Annotated in this window: 16 protein-coding genes and 4 pseudogenes; all 20 read left to right on the top strand. The window is 44.8% G+C overall.

Going from position 1 to position 19550, the window contains the following annotated elements:
* The first annotated feature begins 38 nt into the window (after positions 1-38).
* The 20 genes and pseudogenes from JCM19037_RS00865 (at position 39) to JCM19037_RS00770 (ending at position 19547) form a co-directional block, all read left to right on the top strand.
* Positions 39-1064, top strand: a complete 1026-nt coding sequence (locus JCM19037_RS00865) for a polysaccharide deacetylase family protein (RefSeq protein WP_052363404.1) — start codon at positions 39-41, stop codon at positions 1062-1064.
* Positions 1043-2280, top strand: a pseudogene (locus JCM19037_RS00860) (M16 family metallopeptidase). Before JCM19037_RS00865 ends, JCM19037_RS00860 begins: the two are co-directional and overlap by 22 nt.
* Before the next feature lie 50 nt (positions 2281-2330).
* A complete protein-coding gene (locus tag JCM19037_RS00855; protein WP_042396830.1) occupies positions 2331-2570 on the top strand; it encodes a YlmC/YmxH family sporulation protein in 240 nt (79 codons plus the stop codon).
* 218 nt (positions 2571-2788) lie between these two features.
* Positions 2789-3655 carry a dipicolinate synthase subunit DpsA gene (locus JCM19037_RS00850; protein WP_042396828.1) on the top strand — a complete coding sequence of 289 codons (867 nt, stop codon included), beginning with the start codon at positions 2789-2791 and terminating at the stop codon, positions 3653-3655.
* Positions 3645-4238 (top strand): dipicolinate synthase subunit B, encoded by a 594-nt coding sequence (locus JCM19037_RS00845; protein ID WP_042396825.1) that lies wholly within the window; start codon positions 3645-3647, stop codon positions 4236-4238. The genes JCM19037_RS00850 and JCM19037_RS00845 overlap by 11 nt, the downstream gene beginning before the upstream one ends.
* Positions 4239-4389: 151 nt before the next feature.
* Entirely contained in the window at positions 4390-5457 is a 1068-nt protein-coding gene (gene asd, locus JCM19037_RS00840) for an aspartate-semialdehyde dehydrogenase (protein ID WP_042396823.1), read from the top strand.
* Positions 5454-6685: pseudogene (gene dapG / locus JCM19037_RS00835) on the top strand (aspartate kinase). The gene asd and the pseudogene dapG overlap by 4 nt, the downstream one beginning before the upstream one ends.
* Before the next feature lie 283 nt (positions 6686-6968).
* Positions 6969-8633 (top strand): annotated as a pseudogene (locus JCM19037_RS00830) (ribonuclease J).
* Positions 8634-8744: 111 nt separating this feature from the next.
* Positions 8745-9446, top strand: coding sequence for a ClpP family protease (locus tag JCM19037_RS00825; protein WP_042396820.1), 702 nt, complete (start codon positions 8745-8747; stop codon positions 9444-9446).
* Positions 9443-9661, top strand: coding sequence for a YlzJ-like family protein (locus tag JCM19037_RS00820; RefSeq protein ID WP_042396818.1), 219 nt, complete (start codon positions 9443-9445; stop codon positions 9659-9661). The genes JCM19037_RS00825 and JCM19037_RS00820 overlap by 4 nt, the downstream gene beginning before the upstream one ends.
* A gap of 136 nt (positions 9662-9797) precedes the next feature.
* Entirely contained in the window at positions 9798-12089 is a 2292-nt protein-coding gene (locus tag JCM19037_RS00815; protein ID WP_042396815.1) for a DNA translocase FtsK, read from the top strand.
* Between the two features lie 18 nt (positions 12090-12107).
* A pseudogene (yfmF, locus tag JCM19037_RS00810) lies at positions 12108-13384 on the top strand (EF-P 5-aminopentanol modification-associated protein YfmF).
* Entirely contained in the window at positions 13381-14667 is a 1287-nt protein-coding gene (yfmH, locus tag JCM19037_RS00805) for an EF-P 5-aminopentanol modification-associated protein YfmH (RefSeq protein WP_042396813.1), read from the top strand. Before yfmF ends, yfmH begins: the two are co-directional and overlap by 4 nt.
* Entirely contained in the window at positions 14664-15386 is a 723-nt protein-coding gene (gene ymfI / locus JCM19037_RS00800) for an elongation factor P 5-aminopentanone reductase (protein ID WP_042396810.1), read from the top strand. Before yfmH ends, ymfI begins: the two co-directional genes overlap by 4 nt.
* A 69-nt stretch (positions 15387-15455) precedes the next feature.
* The gene (locus JCM19037_RS00795; RefSeq protein ID WP_042396971.1) at positions 15456-15704 is read left to right on the top strand and encodes a DUF3243 domain-containing protein; all 249 of its coding nucleotides are present in this window, start codon (positions 15456-15458) and stop codon (positions 15702-15704) included.
* A gap of 155 nt (positions 15705-15859) precedes the next feature.
* Positions 15860-16633 (top strand): DUF3388 domain-containing protein, encoded by a 774-nt coding sequence (locus JCM19037_RS00790; protein ID WP_042396808.1) that lies wholly within the window; start codon positions 15860-15862, stop codon positions 16631-16633.
* 15 nt (positions 16634-16648) lie between these two features.
* A complete protein-coding gene (locus JCM19037_RS21735; RefSeq protein ID WP_052363401.1) occupies positions 16649-17245 on the top strand; it encodes a RodZ family helix-turn-helix domain-containing protein in 597 nt (198 codons plus the stop codon).
* 10 nt (positions 17246-17255) lie between these two features.
* Positions 17256-17537 (top strand): hypothetical protein, encoded by a 282-nt coding sequence (locus tag JCM19037_RS00780; protein ID WP_152548880.1) that lies wholly within the window; start codon positions 17256-17258, stop codon positions 17535-17537.
* Positions 17538-17699: 162 nt separating this feature from the next.
* Complete coding sequence (gene pgsA / locus JCM19037_RS00775) at positions 17700-18275, top strand: CDP-diacylglycerol--glycerol-3-phosphate 3-phosphatidyltransferase (protein WP_042396803.1); 576 nt, start codon at positions 17700-17702, stop codon at positions 18273-18275.
* Positions 18276-18305: 30 nt separating this feature from the next.
* A complete protein-coding gene (locus JCM19037_RS00770; protein ID WP_042396800.1) occupies positions 18306-19547 on the top strand; it encodes a competence/damage-inducible protein A in 1242 nt (413 codons plus the stop codon).
* Positions 19548-19550: the final 3 nt, after the last annotated feature.

Raw genomic sequence — 19550 nt, 5'->3', positions numbered from 1 at the left:
AATTGTTGCATAAACTAGGACGAGGAGGTGGGTAGCAGATGATGTTTCGAACGAGGTTCATCCAAATCGTCATCGGTGTCGCAATTATTCTTATCGGATTTACTGCTTGGCAAGTTCCTCATCTACCTGACGATACGGTTGAAACATGGAATGAAGAAGCAGAGTTGTTACAAACGACAGAAACTGACGAGCAAATACGATCGCGTATAGCTTCTGCGAAAGAGGAGCTGGACGAACCGCCCATTGATGCGGTCGTTGATCCAGTTTGGAAAGGCATCCCGGGTTATAATGGGCGCCTAATCAATGAAGAAGCCTCGTTTAATAATATGGTGGAAGAAGGAAGATTTGCTGAGGAGTTGCTCGTTTTTGATGAAGCCGAGCCTGAAGTGATGATGAGTGATCTCGGCGCAGTGCCGTTCTATCGTGCAAACGATCAAAAGCCAATGGTCGCATTCATCATTAATGTTGCTTGGGGAAATGAGCATCTTCCTGATATGATAAACACACTGAACGAAAAGGATGTAACGGCTACTTTTTTTCTAGACGGGTCTTGGGTGAAAAGTCAACCTCGACTTGCACGAATGATTCAAGAAGAAGGTCATGAAATTGGCAATCATGCTTATAACCATCCTGACATGGCTACATTATCAGATGAAGAAATTCGTGACCAATTAGAAAGAACGAATAATATGATTTCTGTTACACTAAATGTAGAACCCGTCTGGTTCACACCACCTTCAGGAAGCTTCAATGATCGCGTGGTGGAAATTGCAAAGGACATGGATATGTATACGGCTTTATGGACCGTAGACACAATTGACTGGCAAAACCCGAGCACAGATGCTATGGTGGAGCGTGTCACGAGTAAAATTCATCCAGGCGCAACTGTGCTTATGCACCCAACAAAACCGACAAAAGAAGGAATGGAAGCAATGATTGATGGCATTCGAGCTGAAGGATTAGAAATTGCTCCAATTTCTGAAGTTTTGAGTGAACAAAGAGCACCTTTGCCCCGCACCGATGAAGTGGAGGAGGGGGAGCGTTGGTACAACGCATTCAATTAGCGAATGGGGTCCGACTTGTCGTCGAGCCTATGGAACATATTCATTCTGTTGCCATCGGTATTTGGGTTCACACCGGCTCAAGAACGGAACAGCCAAGCGAAAATGGGATTTCACACTTTGTTGAACATCTTATGTTTAAAGGAACAGAATCGATGAGCGCCGCACATATTGCAGCAGCTTTTGATCGTATTGGTGGTCATGTGAACGCATTCACTTCTAAAGAATACACGTGTTTTATGCAAAAGTTATGAGTCGTCATGCGAAAGAAGCGGCGAGAATCTTGAGTGACATGTTTTTTCATTCATCGTTTAAAGATGAGGAGATTGAACGAGAACGCCAAGTGATTCTTGAAGAAATTCGCATGGTTGAAGATACGGCCGATGACGTCGTACATGACGATTTGGACCGCGCTGCATTTGGAGCGACGCCTCTTGGCCTTCCGATACTAGGTAGTGAGCAATCGATTCAATCGTTTGACAGAAACCAGCTTCGTCAGTTCGTCAAAGATCAATACCGACCTGAGCGGGTTGTTGTCTCAGTTGCAGGAAACATGGATTCATCGCTACTTGATCAGATTTGTGATGACTTTAGTCAGTTTGAAGAGAGTGATGCAAAACAAGACGCGCCCATACAACAAGAGATGGGTTTTGAACACCTCGTCCGGAAAAAGCCGGTTGAACAGGCCCACCTTTGCCTCGGACTTCCTGGTGTATCGCTTACGGACGAGCGGTTATATGCGATGGTCATTTACAACCATTTACTCGGCGGGGGTATGAGCAGTCGACTGTTCCAAGAAATTCGCGAGCAGCGGGCGTTGGCGTATTCGGTCTATTCTTATCATACTTCTTATCAAGATACAGGCATGCTTACGATCTATGCGGGCACAGCGACAGAACGCCTTGAAGAAACGTACGCAACAACGATGCGAATGATTGAGGAGCTGGCCAAGAGCCACTCAATTACAGAAGAAGATCTTGAAAGTGCAAAAGCGCATGTAATTGGCAGTACGCTTCTTGGATTAGAAAGTTCAAGTAGCCGCATGAACCGTAACGGTAGAAATGAAGTCGCACTTCAAGAACATCAAACATTGGAAGAACTTTCTCACCGCATTGAACGTGTACACCTTCCTGATGTTCATGAAATTGCTGAGCATATTCATGCTGATCGGCATGCGATGGCACTCATTAGCCCAGACGGAAAACTGCCTTACAACTAATGGTCTCAATGGTTGTTCTTCATCATATCCTTTATGAAGGAGGAGAGCGTATGAGGTTAAGTGAAATGAGCGCAAAAGAAATTGTCGATTATGAGCAAGGGGAGCGTCTCGGTGTTCCAGGTAGATTAGATGCGAGAATCGATGCATCAACAGGAGAAGTGCAGGCATTTTTGTTTCCGACCAACCGCTGGAGCCCTTTTCGAAAAAATGAAGACATGCTTGAGATTCATTGGCGCCATATCCATACGATTGGGGAGGACATGATTATCGTCAATCGCTCTGTACAATAACGGCTGGATACTCACAAAAGAAACATCCACATACTAGTCGCCTCGAGACGAACGGTCTCGGGGTTTTTTGTTGTCATTTCTTGTTTTGCATGAAAGCAAATCATACAAGAACGACGGGAACATTCAGAAGGGGCTTATCTACCAAGCGCGAACCCGTCACCGATGTGTGAAATGCTCATAATCTAACATAGTGCAACAATAAAGGAGGCGAGGTGCTCATGGTCGAAATTGCTGTGCTCGGAGGAGACCTGCGAACAATCTCCTTAATGAATACACTATCATCATACGCGAGTCGAATGTACACGGTCGGATTCAATCAAAAAGAAGTGGGCGTAAAGGCTTGTGAACGTACACTCGAAAACTTGCCGTACGAGCGGCTAAATGCGATCATTCTACCGGTCCAAGGTGTTGGAACAGACGGTACTGTTCCAACACTTCATGGAGACCCATTAAAACTGGAACGAAGTCATATAAAAAGAACAGGTGAGCAGTGTCTCTTTATTACAGGTGTGCTCACTCCATTCTTAAAAGCACATGTCCCCCGGAAGGTCATTAGTTGGATGTCAAGAGAAGATGTTGCGATTGCCAACTCTATACCGACGGCAGAAGGCTGTTTGCGATTAGCGATTGAGAACACAGCACATACGATTCATGGCGCCACCGTTTTTGTTTTAGGCTATGGACGTTGTGGGAAGACAATTGCTGATCTTTTCAGTGGCTCAGGGGCAAATATCATTGTATATACGAATGAAGATGAAGAGGGAGCAAGAGCAAAACAGCGTGGGTTCGTATGGCGCTCGTTTCTAAATATTACTGACGACGCTTATGAAGCAGATGTATGTATTAATACAGTCCCAAGTCGTGTGCTGACGCCTGAGGTTTTTCAGAAGATGAAATCGACGTGTTTCGTATTAGACATTAGCAGTGCGCCAGGGGCATTTGATCCAGACGTGGCAAAAGCGTTTCCGCAGACGATTTTAAATGTTCCGGGTATCCCGGGAAAAGTGGCTCCAAAAAGTGCCGGAGAAATACTCGGAAAAGCAACGATAAAGATATTTGAAAAGGAGTTTGGGCATGAAACTTAAAGGGAAAAGAATAGGGTTCGGTTTGACAGGCTCTCACTGTACGTTAGAAGAAGTCATTCCGCTTATTGAATCACTTATCCAAAAAGGTGCAGAAGTCGTTCCTTTCGTTAGTTGGACGGTACAATCAACCGATTCGAAATTTGGTAAGGCAGCTGATTGGATCGAAGCCATCGAGAAGGCGGCAGGTCATGAGGTTATTAACAGCATTGTCAAGGCAGAACCATACGGACCAAAGAAGCCGCTGGATTGCATGTTAATCTCACCAATGACCGGTAACTCATTAGCGAAGTTTGCGAATGCACTTACCGATTCGCCAGTGCTTATGGCAGCCAAAGCAACACTAAGAAATGGCTCACCCGTCGTTGCAGCCATCTCAACGAATGATGCGCTTGGCTTAAACGCCAAAAACCTGGCCACACTTTTGACGATGAAACAAGTATTTCTAGTCCCCTTTGGTCAGGACGATCCCATTAAAAAACCAACCTCGTTAGTAGCAAGAATGGAAGCAATCCCGTCAACGATTGAAGATGCGTTAGATGGTCGGCAATTCCAGCCTCTCTTAATTGATAAGTATAACGATTAGTCTATCATCTGAGTTGATTATTCTCACGCTCTCTTATATCGTTAGTAAGGTAGGTTATAAGACTCGGTTTTGTCCCGGCTCTTAAAAATTAAAAACTGCTGTATTAAACGCCGAGAATTGGCGAGTGAATATTTGAGGAGGAACTACACAAATGGCAAATCATCAAGGTTATCATGTAGCAATCGTTGGAGCAACAGGTGCAGTCGGACAGCAAATGTTAAAAACATTAGAAGAGAAGAATTTCCCGATTCGCTCTTTAAAGCTGTTATCATCTTCACGTTCCGCCGGCAAGAAAATTGTGTTTCAAGGGGAAGAGCACACGGTTGAAGAAGCGGCTCCAGAGCAATTTGAAGGCATCCAGATTGCCTTGTTCTCAGCAGGAGGTTCGATCTCTAAAGCGTTGGCGCCAGAAGCTGTCAAACGCGGAGCGATCGTTATTGACAATACGAGTGCCTTTCGCATGGATGAGAATGTCCCACTCATTGTCCCTGAAGTGAACGAAGAAGACTTGCGCAACCACCAAGGCATCATTGCCAACCCAAATTGTTCAACCATTCAAATGGTTGTCGCTTTAGAGCCGTTAAAGAAAGCATTTGGTCTTAAAAAAGTGATTGTATCAACGTATCAAGCGGTTTCAGGAGCAGGGTTAGACGCTGTTCAGGAAATGCAATCACAGTCAAGACAATTGCTTGATGGCGAATCAATTGACCCGCAAGTTTTACCAGTATCTGGAGACAAAAAGCATTATCAAATTGCGTTTAATGCTGTCCCACAAATCGACCTTTTCCAAGAAAACGGATATACATTTGAAGAAATGAAAATGATCAATGAAACTAAGAAAATCATGCACGATGATCAGTTAGAAGTGGCAGCGACGTGTGTACGTTTGCCAGTTGAAACGGGTCATTCAGAATCTGTATACATCGAAACAGAAAAAAGCGGCATGAGCGTAAAAGACGTCCACGAAATCCTTGCAAAAGGAGCAGGTGTGACATTACAAGACGACCCAGCGACACAAACGTATCCGCTAGCCAGTCATTGTGTAGGGCTACCTGATGTATTCGTCGGTCGTGTTCGAAAAGACTTGGATAAAGAAAATGGCTTTCATATGTGGATTGTTTCTGACAACCTCATTAAAGGTGCTGCGTACAATTCGGTACAAATCGCTGAAAGCTTAGACCAATTAGGGTTGATTGTACCAGAGGAAGACGCCTCATGAACATCGTAGTTCAAAAGTTTGGAGGGACATCTGTTCACTCCGAAGAACGAAGAGAGGCAGCAGCGAGTCACGTTCAACAAGCGGTTGAGAAAGGGTACAAAGTCGTTGCTGTCGTCTCGGCCATGGGAAGAGAAAATGATCCGTATAGCACGGACACGTTACTCAGCCTGATTGGTGGCGTCAAAGCGCACGTCCCCGAAAGAGAACAAGATCTATTGCAATCGTGCGGAGAGATCATTTCATCGGTTGTATTCACCAATCTTTTGATTGGAAAAGGCGTAGCAGCCAGTGCACTTACTGGCAAGCAGGCAGAATTTGTTACGAATGGATCGTTTGGGAATGCGCGAATTACAGAAATGAAAACCGATGCTTTACTTGAACGTTTGAAGCACGACGATGTCGTCGTTGTGGCAGGGTTTCAAGGGGAGAGCACCGATGGCGAACTGACGACGCTAGGTCGTGGGGGTAGTGATACGTCGGCCACAGCACTTGGCGCAGCCTTGAACGCTGAATTTGTAGATATTTTCACTGATGTGGACGGCATTATGACGGCTGATCCAAGAATTGTTGATGATGCACAACCGTTGAAGACACTCACGTATTCTGAAGTTAGCAACATGGCGTATCAAGGGCAAAAGTCATTCACCCACGGGCCGTTGAAATCGCGATGTATGCAAAAATTCCTCTGCGCATTCGCTCTTTGGAATCGGATTCGTTTGGTACGTTAATCACGATGTCAAGAGATCAGCTTCCTGGCAGTGACATTAAAGAGCGACTCGTGACGGGCATCACGTACGTGAAAGACCTTGCTCAAGTGACGGTAACGAAGAAGGAAGATGACCACGAAGCGGCTTCAACGATCTTCACGCATTTGGCTGAGCAAGGCATTAGTGTAGATTTTATTAACATCGGTCGCACTGAAATTGTGTTCACGGTTCCGATGCATAAACAAGAAGACGTTCAGCACGCGATTAAGATCATTGGCTACCCAGTTATTCTAACTCCCCAATGTGCGAAGGTGTCCGCTGTAGGGGCGGGCATGACCGGTGTTCCCGGGGTCGTCTCCAAAATTACAAAAGCCCTTTTTCAAGAAGAAATCGAAATACTTCAGGCGACAGATTCTCATACAACCATTTGGGTACTCGTGAAAGAAAACTATATGCATCAAGCAGTTAATGCGTTGCATCAAATGTTCGATCTTGCGAATAAACAGACGCATAACGCCTAATCTAAAAATCGGCCCCCTCGTGAAGAGGGGCGATTTTTGTGCAGTGGTCACCTCGACGTCTCACGTCAACAAAAATGCATGAACATTAGGGTAATCTTCTTGTGATACTTGTCTTTGTACAAAAGAATAAGGTATACTACTACCAGTTCATTCGTTCGGTTGCAAGCCAATGGGCCGTCGGTTAACGTTCGTTGTTGATCGATGACCTTAGTAACGGTGTGAAATGTCGCTTTGACGGAAAAGCGAGTAGAGAAAATTTATATAATTGTGGGAGGAACAGATATTGTCTAAGCAAGAGACAACAAGTAAAGTACGTATTTTTGCCTTGGGCGGACTCGGGAGACAGGCAAAAACATGTACGTCGTAGAAGTAGATGAAGAAATGGTCGTTCTTGATGCCGGCCAAATGATCCCTGAGGATGATATGTTAGGGATTGATGTCGTTATTCCAGACATCAGCTATCTCGTCCAAAACCGCGACCGAGTAAAAGCGGTCATTCTTTCTCATGGGCATGAAGACCATACAGGCGCCATTCCATATGTGATTAGTAAGTTACAAGCTCCTGTATATGGATCAAAGTTAACGATGGGCTTAGTCGAAGAGACTTGAAAATGAAGAACATCGAGAACAAAGTAAAACTGAAAGTCGTATCACCGGGTGGCAACATTAAAGCCGGAAAAATGAAAATTGAATTTTTCCGTGTCAACCATAGCATTCCTGATTGTCTTGGCGTGGCGATTCAGACGCCGCAAGGGTATGTGGTGTATACAGGAGATTTCAAAATTGATCAAACACCCCCAGACCGGAAATTCTCTGATGTCGGTCGCATGACAGACTACGGGAAAAAAGGCGTGCTTTGTCTGCTATCTGACAGCACGAATGCGGAAGTTCCAGGCACGACGCCATCAGAAAAGGAAACAGAAGCAGGCATTAAAGATGTATTCCGTGATGCACCCGGGCGTGTTATTGTAAGTACGTATGCATCGAATGTGTACCGCATTCAACAAGTCATTGATTCTGCAGCCGAGTCGAATCGCAAGCTCGCGATTGTTGGTGATTCGATGAAAAAAGTCATCGAGATTTCCCAGCGACTCAACTACTTACGTGTTCCGAAAGCTGATCATCTCTGTTGAAGAGATTAGCAAATACAACGGAGAAGATGTTGCTGTATTATGCTCAGGAACACAAGGGGAGCCGGTTTCTGCACTACACCGCATGGCTAAAGGAAGCGACCGACAGCTATCGATCTTACCGAAAGATACCGTCATTATTTCCGCAAGCCCATCGCCTGGCAATGAGAAATCTATTGGTCGGGTCGTCGATTACTTGTACAAATTAGGTGCTGAAGTCGTGCATTCTGATAAAAGGGTGAATGTATCTGGCATGGTAGCAAGAAGAGCTCATGTTTATGCTCAATCTCATGAAACCGCGTCACTTTGTCCCGATTCAAGGAGAGTTCCGCATGCAATTTGCTCACGCTGAACTCGCGCTAACGACTGGTGTGCATCGAGAGCGTATTCATATGCTAGATAACGGTGACGTGTTGCAACTTCAAGGGAAGAATGCGACAAAAGCATCCAAAGTTCCTGCTGGAAATGTCCTCATTGACGGTTTAGGTATTGGGGATGTTGGAAATATCGTTCTTCGTGACCGACGCCTATTATCAAAAGATGGCATTCTAGTCGTTGTCGTCACGTTAAACAAGAAAACGAATGCGTTCGTTTCAGGTCCAGACATCATTTCTCGAGGGTTTGTATATGTGAGAGAATCTGAAGAGCTGCTCGAAGAAGCAAAGAAGAAAGTGACCGACACGCTAAATGAATGCATGAGTGAAAATGTCAATGAATGGTCGTCACTGAAAAGCAACGTGCGTGAAGTACTCAGCCGCTTTTTATACGACAAAACAAAACGCAGGCCGATGATCTTGCCGATTATTATGGAAGTATAAACGTACCGTGCGCTTACAACCGATGTAAGCGCGCGGTTTTTTTAATATGGAGAACCTGGAAGGAATAAGTCTGTCCCACACTCGAATACTAGATGAAAAGGAGGCAATACAATGGCAGGAGAACAACCCCAAGAAAAAGAGAAAGGTTCAGATGTTGTCCAAAAGATTACATCCCTCGGGCAAACGAGTGTGCCAACGAGTGAGCAATCCGACATTCATTGCATTACGATTATTGGTCAAATTGAAGGGCACATGCAGTTGCCGCCGCAAAATAAAACGACCAAGTATGAACATATCATTCCTCAACTCGTCGCCGCAGAACAGAATTCAAAAATCAAAGGACTACTGCTCGTATTAAATACAGTTGGCGGTGATGTGGAAGCGGGCTTGGCAATTGCAGAAATGGTCGCAAGTATGAACAAACCGACCGTTACGCTCGTACTAGGTGGTGGCCATTCCATAGGTGTACCGGTTGCTGTCGCTGGGGACTACGCGTTTATTGCTGAAACAGCAACGATGACGATTCACCCCATCCGCCTTAACGGACTTGTCATTGGTGTGCCACAGACGTTTGAATACATGGAGAAGATGCAAGAGCGTGTCATTCAATTTGTCACCGGCCATTCCAACATTAAAACCGAGGTGTTTAAAGAATTGATGTTTGATAAAGGCAATTTAACGAGAGACATTGGAACGAACGTCGTCGGTCAAGATGCCGTTGATCACGGTTTAATTGATGAAGTCGGCGGGGTCGGTCCAGCTATAGAAAAGTTAAGAGAATTAATATCAAGGCAAGGGGAACTTTTGCAATGATTATTTACACACCGTTATCAATGGACGAGGTATTTCCACAAACAGAAGGAATTGACTGTCACTATGTAGAAACTGATAATGGCGTTGTTATGCTTGAGAAATCAGGTGACGGGCAATGGGTGGTTGGACGTTTATTAAGCACGGAACCCAATGACTTTTTACAACCGAAGTATCAGCCAGGAATGCCTTGGGATCTCAAAGATGATCAACAATGAGTTGTTCATCTTTTTTCATGAATCTCGGTCTTTTTCAGCGCTTTTTGTGAAGTTGTAGTGTGTTATAATGGTTCAGCTACCAACTTTACGTAATCGATGGATTTTTTATACAGGAAAACAAGGGGGGGAGGAGTAGATGGGGAAGAAAAAGAAAAAGAAAAAAAAGCAACAAGAGTGGACAACCCAGCTTAAATTTGAAATGGCTGGTTTAATTCTCCTTGCGATTGCACTGTTTACTTCTTTTCAATTTGATCCGCTCGGCATTATCATTATTCAGCTGTTTCGGTTTTTCGCAGGTGAGTGGTATCACTTTCTCACATTGTTGCTTTACATGTTTGCCTTCATGCTCATTTTTAAACGAGTGTTGCCGACAATGTGGTCTAGACGGTTTGCAGGCTTATACATTGCGATGTTTACAGTACTCTTATACAGCCATCTTGAACTATTTCAGAACTTACAAAGCGTTGGACCGTTCCAAAATGGTTCGGTGCTCATGAATACGCTGGAATTGTATCGCTTAGACTTGACCGGTCAAGCCGATGATCTTGGAGGGGGAATGGTTGGCGCTTTAGGGTATGCAGTCGGTACGTTTCTCGTAGATGTTGGTGGGACGTATGTCCTCGGAGCGGTACTTCTTGTCATTGCGTTTATTTTACTTAGTGGTAAATCGATTCGTGATGTGTATGACGCTGTATCAAAACGAGTACGCGTTTGGGGCGTGAAGGGATTGGATGCTTACAAGAATTCGCGCACGAAAGAAAATAAACCTCGAGCGCCGGCGACCGAAAAGAAAGAGAAGGTGTCGACCGCAACACCAACGCCACAAACACCTGCAGCCACGGAGGCAAGCACGAGTGAGCGACCGGTCATTCATAATTTCCAAGAGCAAGCGTATAAGGGAGAAGAGCGAAGTCAAAAGAAAAAAGGCAAGGAACCTGTTGTAGAAAAAGAAGAGACAGAAGATATTCAACCGCTTCTTACGAGTGAGAAATCAAACGAAGATTATCAGTTGCCTGGTCTTACATTGTTGCAGTCCCCTGTTCAAAATCACCAAACGAGTGATCGAAACCAAGTGTCTACGAATGCGAAGAAACTCGAAGACACGTTGAAAAGTTTTGGTGTGCAAGCTCAAGTGAACGAAGTTCACCTCGGTCCTGCTGTAACAAAATACGAGGTCCAACCAGCGGTAGGGGTTAAGGTGAGTAAAATCGTCAGTCTAACGGATGATATTGCACTCGCTCTAGCTGCGAAAGACATTCGAATTGAAGCGCCGATTCCTGGGAAATCAGCGGTAGGAATTGAAGTTCCTAACCAAGACGTTGCAATGGTTACCCTTCGGGAAGTACTAGAAACGTCGAAATCCAATGATGCTCACGTTCTTTCTGTTGCGCTCGGACGCGACATTTCAGGCGAGCCGATGACTGCTGAGCTTAATAAAATGCCTCACCTGCTCGTCGCAGGGGCAACAGGAAGCGGGAAAAGCGTTTGTATAAATGGAATTGTGACGAGCATTCTCATGCGGGCAAAGCCTCATGAAGTAAAGCTTATGATGATTGACCCGAAAATGGTGGAATTAAATGTGTACAACGGCATTCCACACTTGCTTACACCTGTCGTAACCGAGCCGAAAAAAGCCGCACAAGCATTGAAGAAAGTGGTTTCTGAAATGGAGCGACGCTACGATTTGTTCTCCCATAGTGGGAGCAGAAATATTGAAGGGTATAATGCGATGATCCGGAAGCAAAATGAGAAAGAGGACGATGATAAGCCGTTGCTCCCGTACATTGTTGTCATTGTAGATGAGCTTGCCGACTTAATGATGGTCGCTTCAAGCGATGTTGAAGATGCAATTACGCGACTTGCGCAAATGGCTAGAGCCGCCGGCATTCATATGATTATTGCAACACAACGACCTTCTGTAGATGTAATTACAGGAGTAATTAAAGCAAACATCCCTTCACGTATCGCTTTTGGGGTTTCTAGTCAGACCGATTCACGTACGATATTGGATGCGTCTGGTGCTGAGAAATTATTAGGGCGAGGGGACATGTTATTTTTACCCGTCGGTGCAAATAAATCCACCCGAATTCAAGGGGCGTTTATTTCTGATGAAGAAGTTGAAGACATCGTTTCTCACGTTGTTGCCCAACAAAAAGCACAATATGAAGAAGAGATGACGCCAGATGAGGTCGTTGAAACTCATAAAGAGCCTGAAGACGATCTGTATTATGATGCGATAGACCTTGTGATGCAAATGGACTCTGCATCGGTTTCCATGCTGCAACGACGCTTTCGGATCGGTTATACACGTGCAGCCAGGCTCGTAGATGAAATGGAAGCACAAGGCATAGTCGGCCCATACGAAGGCAAGAAACCCCGCGAGGTGCTAAAAAGAAATGAACCAGACGATTTAACGGACGCTAAGTAAAGGTAAAGGTGATGACTCATGGTCGAACAATTTAACGTTGGCAGCTTACATGTACATTGGCAGCCGAGTGATAAATATAAAACGACAACGTTTGTGCTTCAAATGAAAGCCCCATTAGAGGACGAAAAAACATCAGCAGCACGCGCGTTGCTTACCCAAGTATTGCAAGCTGGAACGAAAAAGTACCCATCCCGAAGAGAAATCCGCAAGCACTTGGATGGGCTTTACGGGGCAAGTTTCGGTGCCGACGTCGGCAAAAAGGGCGAACAACACTTTGTTACGTTTTTTGCTGAAGTCGTTCACGAACAATATTTACAAAGTGAAAACGAACCCCTAGCTAAAGAGATGTTGCGATTTTTTCTCTCGGTATTGTTTGAACCTGCCAAAACCGACGATGGCACGTTTCTAGACAGCATTATTAAAGAAGAAAAACAAGCGCTCATCAGTCGGGTGAAAAGCATTGCTGATGATAAAATCCGCTACGCGAACCAACGCCTCGTTGAAGAAATGTGCAAAGAAGAACGGTATGGCATTCCGCCATATGGTACAGCAACACATATTGAAGACGTAGACGAACGAGCGCTCCAAGACGCCTACACAGACATGCTAAAAACAAATGCTTTTGATCTGTTTATTACAGGACCTGGAGAGCGTGAAGAAATTGAATCTGTTCTGAATGAGTATGCGACACAGTTTACGAGCAAGTCAGTGACGAGTGAAACAAAAATGCAAAAAGCACCTGAGGAGACACGAGAAGTCGTGGACCATGAAGATGTGCAACAAGCGAAATTGCACATGGGGTTTCGGGTACCGTTTCAAGCGAGCGATAACGAATATGCAGCCGTCCTCGTCACGAACGGGATTTTCGGGGCATTTCCTCATTCCAACTGTTCGTTAACGTTCGTGAAAAAGAGAGCCTTGCCTATTACGCCGCTTCACGGTATGAGCCATACAAAGGTCTAGTTTTTGCGATGGCAGGTATTGCTTCTGATAAATACGAACGGGCAGTGACGATCATTAAAGAGCAGTTACAGGAACTCAAAAACGGTAATTTTACCGATGAAGAGTTGCAAACGACTCAGTACATGCTTTCGAACCAAATTCTTGAACAAGTGGATTCGGCGAGAGGGTCGATTGATCTCTTGTACCAGAATGTACTCACGAACAAACACCGCTCGGTTGAAGACCGTGTGAAAGAAATTCAAAGCGTATCACGAGAAGATGTGACGCGAATTGCATCAGAAATCACACTCGATACGGTGTATCTGTTAACAGGCAAGGAGGATTCACAATGAAAAAACAACAATACGACCAGCTCGGTGAAACCCTTTATTATGAGACGCTTGATAACGGACTAAAAGTGTACGTACTCCCCCGTCATGAAAACAATAAAACGTTTGCGATTTTCACAACGGATTACGGTTCAATTGATGACCACTTCAGTCCTTTAGGGCAAAAAGAAGCCATTCGTGTACCTGATGGCATCGCGCATTTTCTTGAGCACAAGTTGTTTGAAGATGAAGATGGCGACGTCTTCGATACATTTTCGAAACGGGGCGCCCAAACGAACGCGTTTACGAGTTTCACACGAACGGCCTATTTGTTTTCAAGTACGAGTGATGTGCATAACAACGTGGAGACGCTAATTGACTTTGTGCAGAAGCCGTATTTTACGGAAGAATCGGTTGAAAAAGAGCAAGGCATTATTGAACAAGAGATTCGTATGTACGATGATGACGCCGACTGGCGGTTGTTCTTTGGCCTCATTGCGAGTCTTTACAAAAACAACACCGTGCGTGTAGACATTGCTGGAACAGTGTCATCCATTCATGAGATTACGAAAGATATGTTGTATACGTGTTACGAAACGTTTTACCACCCGTCAAACATGGTGCTGTTCGTGACAGGCCCTGTTGATCCCGAAGAAATGGGTGCGCTTGTGCGCGATAACCAAGCAGCGAAATCGTTCAAAGACGTTGAAGAGATCAGCCGAGTATATGGTGACGAGCCCGATGAAAGTAATCAAAAGGAAGATGTTTTGCACATGAATGTGCAAACGCCGAAAGTATTGCTCGGATATAAAGAGGGTGGCGATGCGTATCCACTTGACGGGCTGACGTATGAACTCGCTGTACAAATGCTTCTAGACGTCATGTTCGGTAGCGGGTCACAAGCGTACGAGAAGCTATACCGAGAAGGACTCATTGACGGTTCTTTCTCTACGGATTTCACGATGGAACGATCCTTTGGCTTCTCTGCAATTGGAGGAGACTCAAAAGACCCTGACCGTCTCGTTGAAGTGCTTCGCGACACGATCCGCACGTACAAGCAAAAAGTCTTAAACGAAGAAGAGATCGAAGTAGCGAAAAAGCGAAAAATCGGTTCGTTTTTAAAGCAACTAAACAGCTCTGAATTTATTGCGACACAATTTACGAGGTATGAAATGAACGGTGACGCGCTGTTTGATGTCGTTCCTAAGCTTGAAAAGCTAACGATCGGTGATTTAGAAAAAGTGTTGCAGCGTCATTTTGCAGAAGACCATAGTTCAGTAATGAAAGTGCTCCCCCACTCTTCATGAGGCGTACGTTAATTACTGGAGCCACAGGCGGTATCGGTAGAGCAGTGGCAAAGGAGCGGGCAGGGGAATACACTCACCTGTATCTTCATTATTATCAAAACAAAAGTGCTGCGCTGGACATTCAAGAAGAGTGCCGTAAATTAGGTAGCGAGGTTACGCTCGTTCAAGCAGATTTTGGTCTATCGACCGGTGCTAACGATTGTTTCGAACAACTTGACGCTCACATTGACGACATCATTTTTGCGAGCGGAACGGCCTTTTACGGTCTCTTGGATGACCATGCCGATGAAGAAGTTGACCGGCTTATGAATGAGCACCTCGGTTCTCCTGTTCGATTAATCAAGCGGATTTTGCCGCAAATGATCGCGCAAAAAGCGGGGAGAATTGTACTTGTTGCCTCGATTTGGGGAGAAGTGGGTGCATCTTTTGAAACGGTTTATTCCGCAGCCAAAGGTGGCCAGATTGCATTTGTAAAAGCACTTGCAAAAGAAGTAGCACCTTCGCACATTACGGTCAATGCAGTCTCTCCTGGGGTCATTCAAACCACACAAATGGAAAGGTTTAGCCAGGAAGAATTGAGACAACTGTCTGAGGAAATTCCAGCGGGTCGTTTTGGATACGTACATGAAGTCGCGCATGCTTGCAATTATTTGCTTTCCGAAGAAGCGGCATATGTAAATGGTCACGTACTTTCCATCAACGGAGCTTGGAGCGGATAAAGTATGTATGAAATGTTGCCGCTTGCCTCAAACTACAACCGTAGTGAATTAGTAGAGGAGGGAGCAACAGTGTCCGTTCTAGAAAACTGGGAGCATTGGAAATCATTTTTAGGCGATCGTCTTGAATCTGCTGAAGATGATGGATTAAGCCATGACGTGGTCTCTGATGTCGCTTTTGAAGTTGGCGATTATTTGGCAAAAGAAGTTGAGCCACAAAACGAACAGGAACGCGTGCTTAAAGACATGTGGAATGTCGCGGATGAACAAGAACAACATGCGATTGCAAACATGATGGTTAAACTCGTTCAAAGAGATTAGATGGGAGCTACGCACCTTCTTCGGTCAGACCGAACGAGGTGCGTTTTTCTTGCTGTCCAACCATATTCTTACATACTACTACCCAAATGCTCGAAAATAACGTAAAATGAGAGATAATGCTAAGTATAGAAATGCTGAAGGAGGCGAGGGAATTGATGGAAAAGAAAGAATGGTATTTTGAATATCAAATCCATCAAAACCGCCCAGGTTTGCTTGGAGATATCTCCTCGTTACTCGGAATGCTGTCCATTAATATTGTGACAATTAACGGAGTGGAGAACAATCGTCGTGGAATGCTCATACGCAGTGCAAAGGATGATAACATCACACGGCTTCGAGATATCTTGCAAACGATGGAAAGCATCACACTGATGAAAATTCGACAGCCGAGGTTGCGGGATCGTCTGGCGGTCATGCACGGTCGCTACATTGAACGCGATGCCGATGATAAGAAAACGTATCGGTTTGTTCGTGATGAACTGGGCTTGCTCGTAGACTTCATGGCTGAATTGTTTAAAGAAGAGCGTCATTATTTGGTCGGCATTCGCGGCATGCCTCGTGTTGGAAAAACCGAATCGATTGTGGCTGCTAGTGTGTGTGCGAACAAACATTGGTCCTTTATCTCATCCACTTTGCTCCGTCAAACCGTGCGATCGACCATTCCTGAAGACGAACTTGGCGATGATCTCGTTTATATCATTGATGGAATTGTTACGACGATGCGTGCCAACGAAAAGCATCGCACACTTGTTGACAAGATTATGAGCATGCCAAGTGTGAAAGTTGTGGAACATCCAGACATATTTGTACGAGAAACAGCCTATACATTACAAGATTTTGATTGTATTATTGAGTTGCGAAATAATGAGGATGAAAAGATTACGTATGAAATGGTGGAGTCAGGTTTTTCTTCATTTGATATTAGCTAGGTGGTAGGTGGGAGTATGACAGAGTTAGGCCAATTTCTAAAAGAAAAAAGAGAAGAGTTTGGTTGGGATTTAGAAGAGGTACAAGCGCGCACAAAGATTCAAAAGCGTTATTTGCAAGCGATTGAAGAGGGGAATTATAGTGATTTGCCAGGCGCATTTTATGCTCGGGCATTCATTAAGAGCTATTCTGAAGTTCTCGGTTTGGAACCAGATCAAGTGTTTCAACAATTTGAATCAGACTTACCTAAACCAAAACAAGAAGCGGTCGATCTGCCGTCAAGAACTGAACATACACGTGCCAAGCGCACGAGTGAAAGAGAAAAGAAATCGAGCATTTTACCTGCGATACTGATCGGTTTGTTTTTAGTCGTTCTCGTTGCTGGAATTTGGGCAATATCCGTATGGCCATCGGCGAGTGATGATGAGGAAGAAAATGGAGATTCAGATGAACAGATGGCAATTGTAGATACTCCACAGGATGAAGAGGACGATGAAGACGTCGAAGGTACAGACGAGGACGAGGGCACTGATGAAGAAAATGGTGCTGATGAAAATGGCGATACGGAGCTTCGACCAATGAAGACGACGAAGAAACTTCTTCAGCAAGCTTGAATTTGTCGAAGTGACCGATAATAATCAATCCATCTTTACTGTGACTGGAGATACAATCGAGATTGATCTTGAATTTGATGGAGAAAGTTATATTGACTTTCGTACTGAGCGCTTCGGTGACCCAATTGAAGCCGGTGGGGTGCTGAGCAGCGATGAATCATTTGAATTCGATGAAGATGCGATCACGATTAACGTCGGCAATATTTTTGGTGTGAACATTACGGTGAACGGCGAGGAATTAGAATACCCGGTTGATGTGCACCATCATTATATTACGATTGAACGAGAATAAAATGAAGTCTTTAGAAACAGACACGGATTGTGCCGGGAATCGTGCGCAATCCGTGTCCTCTTTTATTTATTTGCCCGTTTCTTCGGTAAATAAGTACATCCTCTGTTTTTAGTTTTTGTTCGTTTCTGTTAAAATAATATAGGGTTGAAAGGAGGCGCGGATGTGAACTTGCCGAATCAGATTACAATTGCCCGAATATGTTTTATTCCCGTCTTTATGATTGTTTTTCTCTATCCATTTCAATGGGGCTCGGTTTCTCTTTTCGGTACAGAAGTCCCCGTGCACCATCTTGTTGCTGCCCTGATTTATGCATTTGCGGCTTTGACCGACTGGGTAGATGGTTACATTGCTAGAAGCAGGAATTTGGTGAGTAACTTCGGGAAGTTTCTCGATCCACTTGCTGACAAATTGCTCGTGACGGCAGCGTTGCTTTCATTAATCGAACTGGATTTATTACCGGCATGGATGGCGGTCATTATTTTAACGAGAGAATTTGCTGTAACGGGCATGCGTCTCGTAGCAGCAGCAGATGGCACGGTCATCGCTGCGAGTTCACTTGGGAAGTGGAAAACGGTATTTCAAATGGTTGCGATCTTTTTCCTAATGGTACATAACGCACCGTTTGAATCAATTGGCATTCCGTTCGCTGATTTTCTCATGTGGATGGCAGTCTTATTAACCATTGTGTCGGGAATCGATTACTTTTGGAAGAACAAACATGTATTTAAAGATGCATAAAACAGGTGTCTGAAGATTGGAGGAGGTCTGGTGAACGCTGAAATCATTGCCGTAGGTACAGAGCTGCTACTCGGACAAATTGCGAACACGAATGGTCAATTTGTTTCAAAGCAGCTCGCTTCTCTTGGGGTCAATGTATACAAACATACCGTTGTCGGTGACAATAAACGGCGAATACAGTCGTCGATTGAGGAAGCGAGACAGCATCACGACTTAATTATTTTCTCTGGTGGTCTCGGACCAACCGAAGACGATTTGACAAGAGAAGCACTGTCAGAGTACTTGCAAGTGCCACTCATCTATGACCCTAGTGCTCTCCAGCATGTTGAAAGCTTTTTTACGAGCCGAGGCAAAGAGACGTCAGAAGCGAACCGAAAGCAAGCGCTTGTGCTTGATGGATCACACGTCTTTTTCAATCATGCAGGGCTTGCAGCAGGCTGTGCGTTGGAACATGACGGAACACTGTATGTGTTGTTACCGGGGCCGCCTCAAGAATTAAAAACGATGGTCAAACGGGAGTTGGAACCGTTCTTAGCAGAACGAAATCATGCAGGTGCGTTTTTTCGTTCACGGGTGTTACGATTTTTCGGTATCGGCGAATCGGCACTTGAAGAAACGTTGAAAGACCTGATCCACGAACAAACGAACCCAACGATCGCTCCTCTTGCGGGGCAAGATGAAGTGACGCTTCGCCTCACAATTACGGAAACCGATGAAGACCGGGCGACCGACCGCTTAAACAAAACAAAAAATAAGATTTTGGAACGCGTCGGTGAGTATTTATACGGTTACAATGAGGATAGTTTGTTCTCAAAATCTGTGGAATACTTAAAGGAAAAGAACTGGTCAGTCGCTACCGCAGAGAGCATGACTGGTGGGGGCTTGATGCAACAACTTACAGAAATTGCCGGTGCATCTTCCGTGACAGCTGGTGGTATGGTCACTTACAGCAATGAGATGAAAATCAAGCATCTCGGCGTTAATGCTGATCTGCTCGATGAACACGGCGCTGTTAGTGAAGCATGCGCAAAGCAAATGGCAGAAGGAATTCGCGATCGGTATGAGAGTGCAGTAGGCATATCGATTACCGGTGTTGCTGGACCAGACACATTAGAAAATAAAGCAGTAGGTACGCTTTACATTGGCATTGCTTTACCAAATCAAACCACTGTATATAAACGAAAGCTTACAGGCAACCGCGAAACGATTCGACGAAGAGCTGCCAAAGAGGCATGCAGTTGTCTATTGCTAGAAAAGAAAAAAGGTGATTAGTGA

The organism is Geomicrobium sp. JCM 19037 (assembly GCF_000698105.1).
GTDB lineage: Bacteria > Bacillota > Bacilli > Bacillales > Marinococcaceae > Geomicrobium_A.
Note: the sequence above shows the minus strand (reverse complement) of the source record. Positions and strands in the feature narration are given on the sequence as shown.

What these genes read in the sequence shown, in the direction of transcription:
- JCM19037_RS00865 (WP_052363404.1), top strand. Translation starts at nt 39, where the DNA reads ATGATGTTTCGAACGAGGTTCATCCAAATCGTCATCGGTGTCGCAATT.
- JCM19037_RS00855 (WP_042396830.1), top strand. Translation starts at nt 2,331, where the DNA reads ATGAGGTTAAGTGAAATGAGCGCAAAAGAAATTGTCGATTATGAGCAA.
- JCM19037_RS00850 (WP_042396828.1), top strand. Translation starts at nt 2,789, where the DNA reads ATGGTCGAAATTGCTGTGCTCGGAGGAGACCTGCGAACAATCTCCTTA.
- JCM19037_RS00845 (WP_042396825.1), top strand. Translation starts at nt 3,645, where the DNA reads ATGAAACTTAAAGGGAAAAGAATAGGGTTCGGTTTGACAGGCTCTCAC.
- asd (WP_042396823.1), top strand. Translation starts at nt 4,390, where the DNA reads ATGGCAAATCATCAAGGTTATCATGTAGCAATCGTTGGAGCAACAGGT.
- JCM19037_RS00825 (WP_042396820.1), top strand. Translation starts at nt 8,745, where the DNA reads ATGGCAGGAGAACAACCCCAAGAAAAAGAGAAAGGTTCAGATGTTGTC.
- JCM19037_RS00820 (WP_042396818.1), top strand. Translation starts at nt 9,443, where the DNA reads ATGATTATTTACACACCGTTATCAATGGACGAGGTATTTCCACAAACA.
- JCM19037_RS00815 (WP_042396815.1), top strand. Translation starts at nt 9,798, where the DNA reads ATGGGGAAGAAAAAGAAAAAGAAAAAAAAGCAACAAGAGTGGACAACC.
- yfmH (WP_042396813.1), top strand. Translation starts at nt 13,381, where the DNA reads ATGAAAAAACAACAATACGACCAGCTCGGTGAAACCCTTTATTATGAG.
- ymfI (WP_042396810.1), top strand. Translation starts at nt 14,664, where the DNA reads ATGAGGCGTACGTTAATTACTGGAGCCACAGGCGGTATCGGTAGAGCA.
- JCM19037_RS00790 (WP_042396808.1), top strand. Translation starts at nt 15,860, where the DNA reads ATGGAAAAGAAAGAATGGTATTTTGAATATCAAATCCATCAAAACCGC.
- JCM19037_RS21735 (WP_052363401.1), top strand. Translation starts at nt 16,649, where the DNA reads ATGACAGAGTTAGGCCAATTTCTAAAAGAAAAAAGAGAAGAGTTTGGT.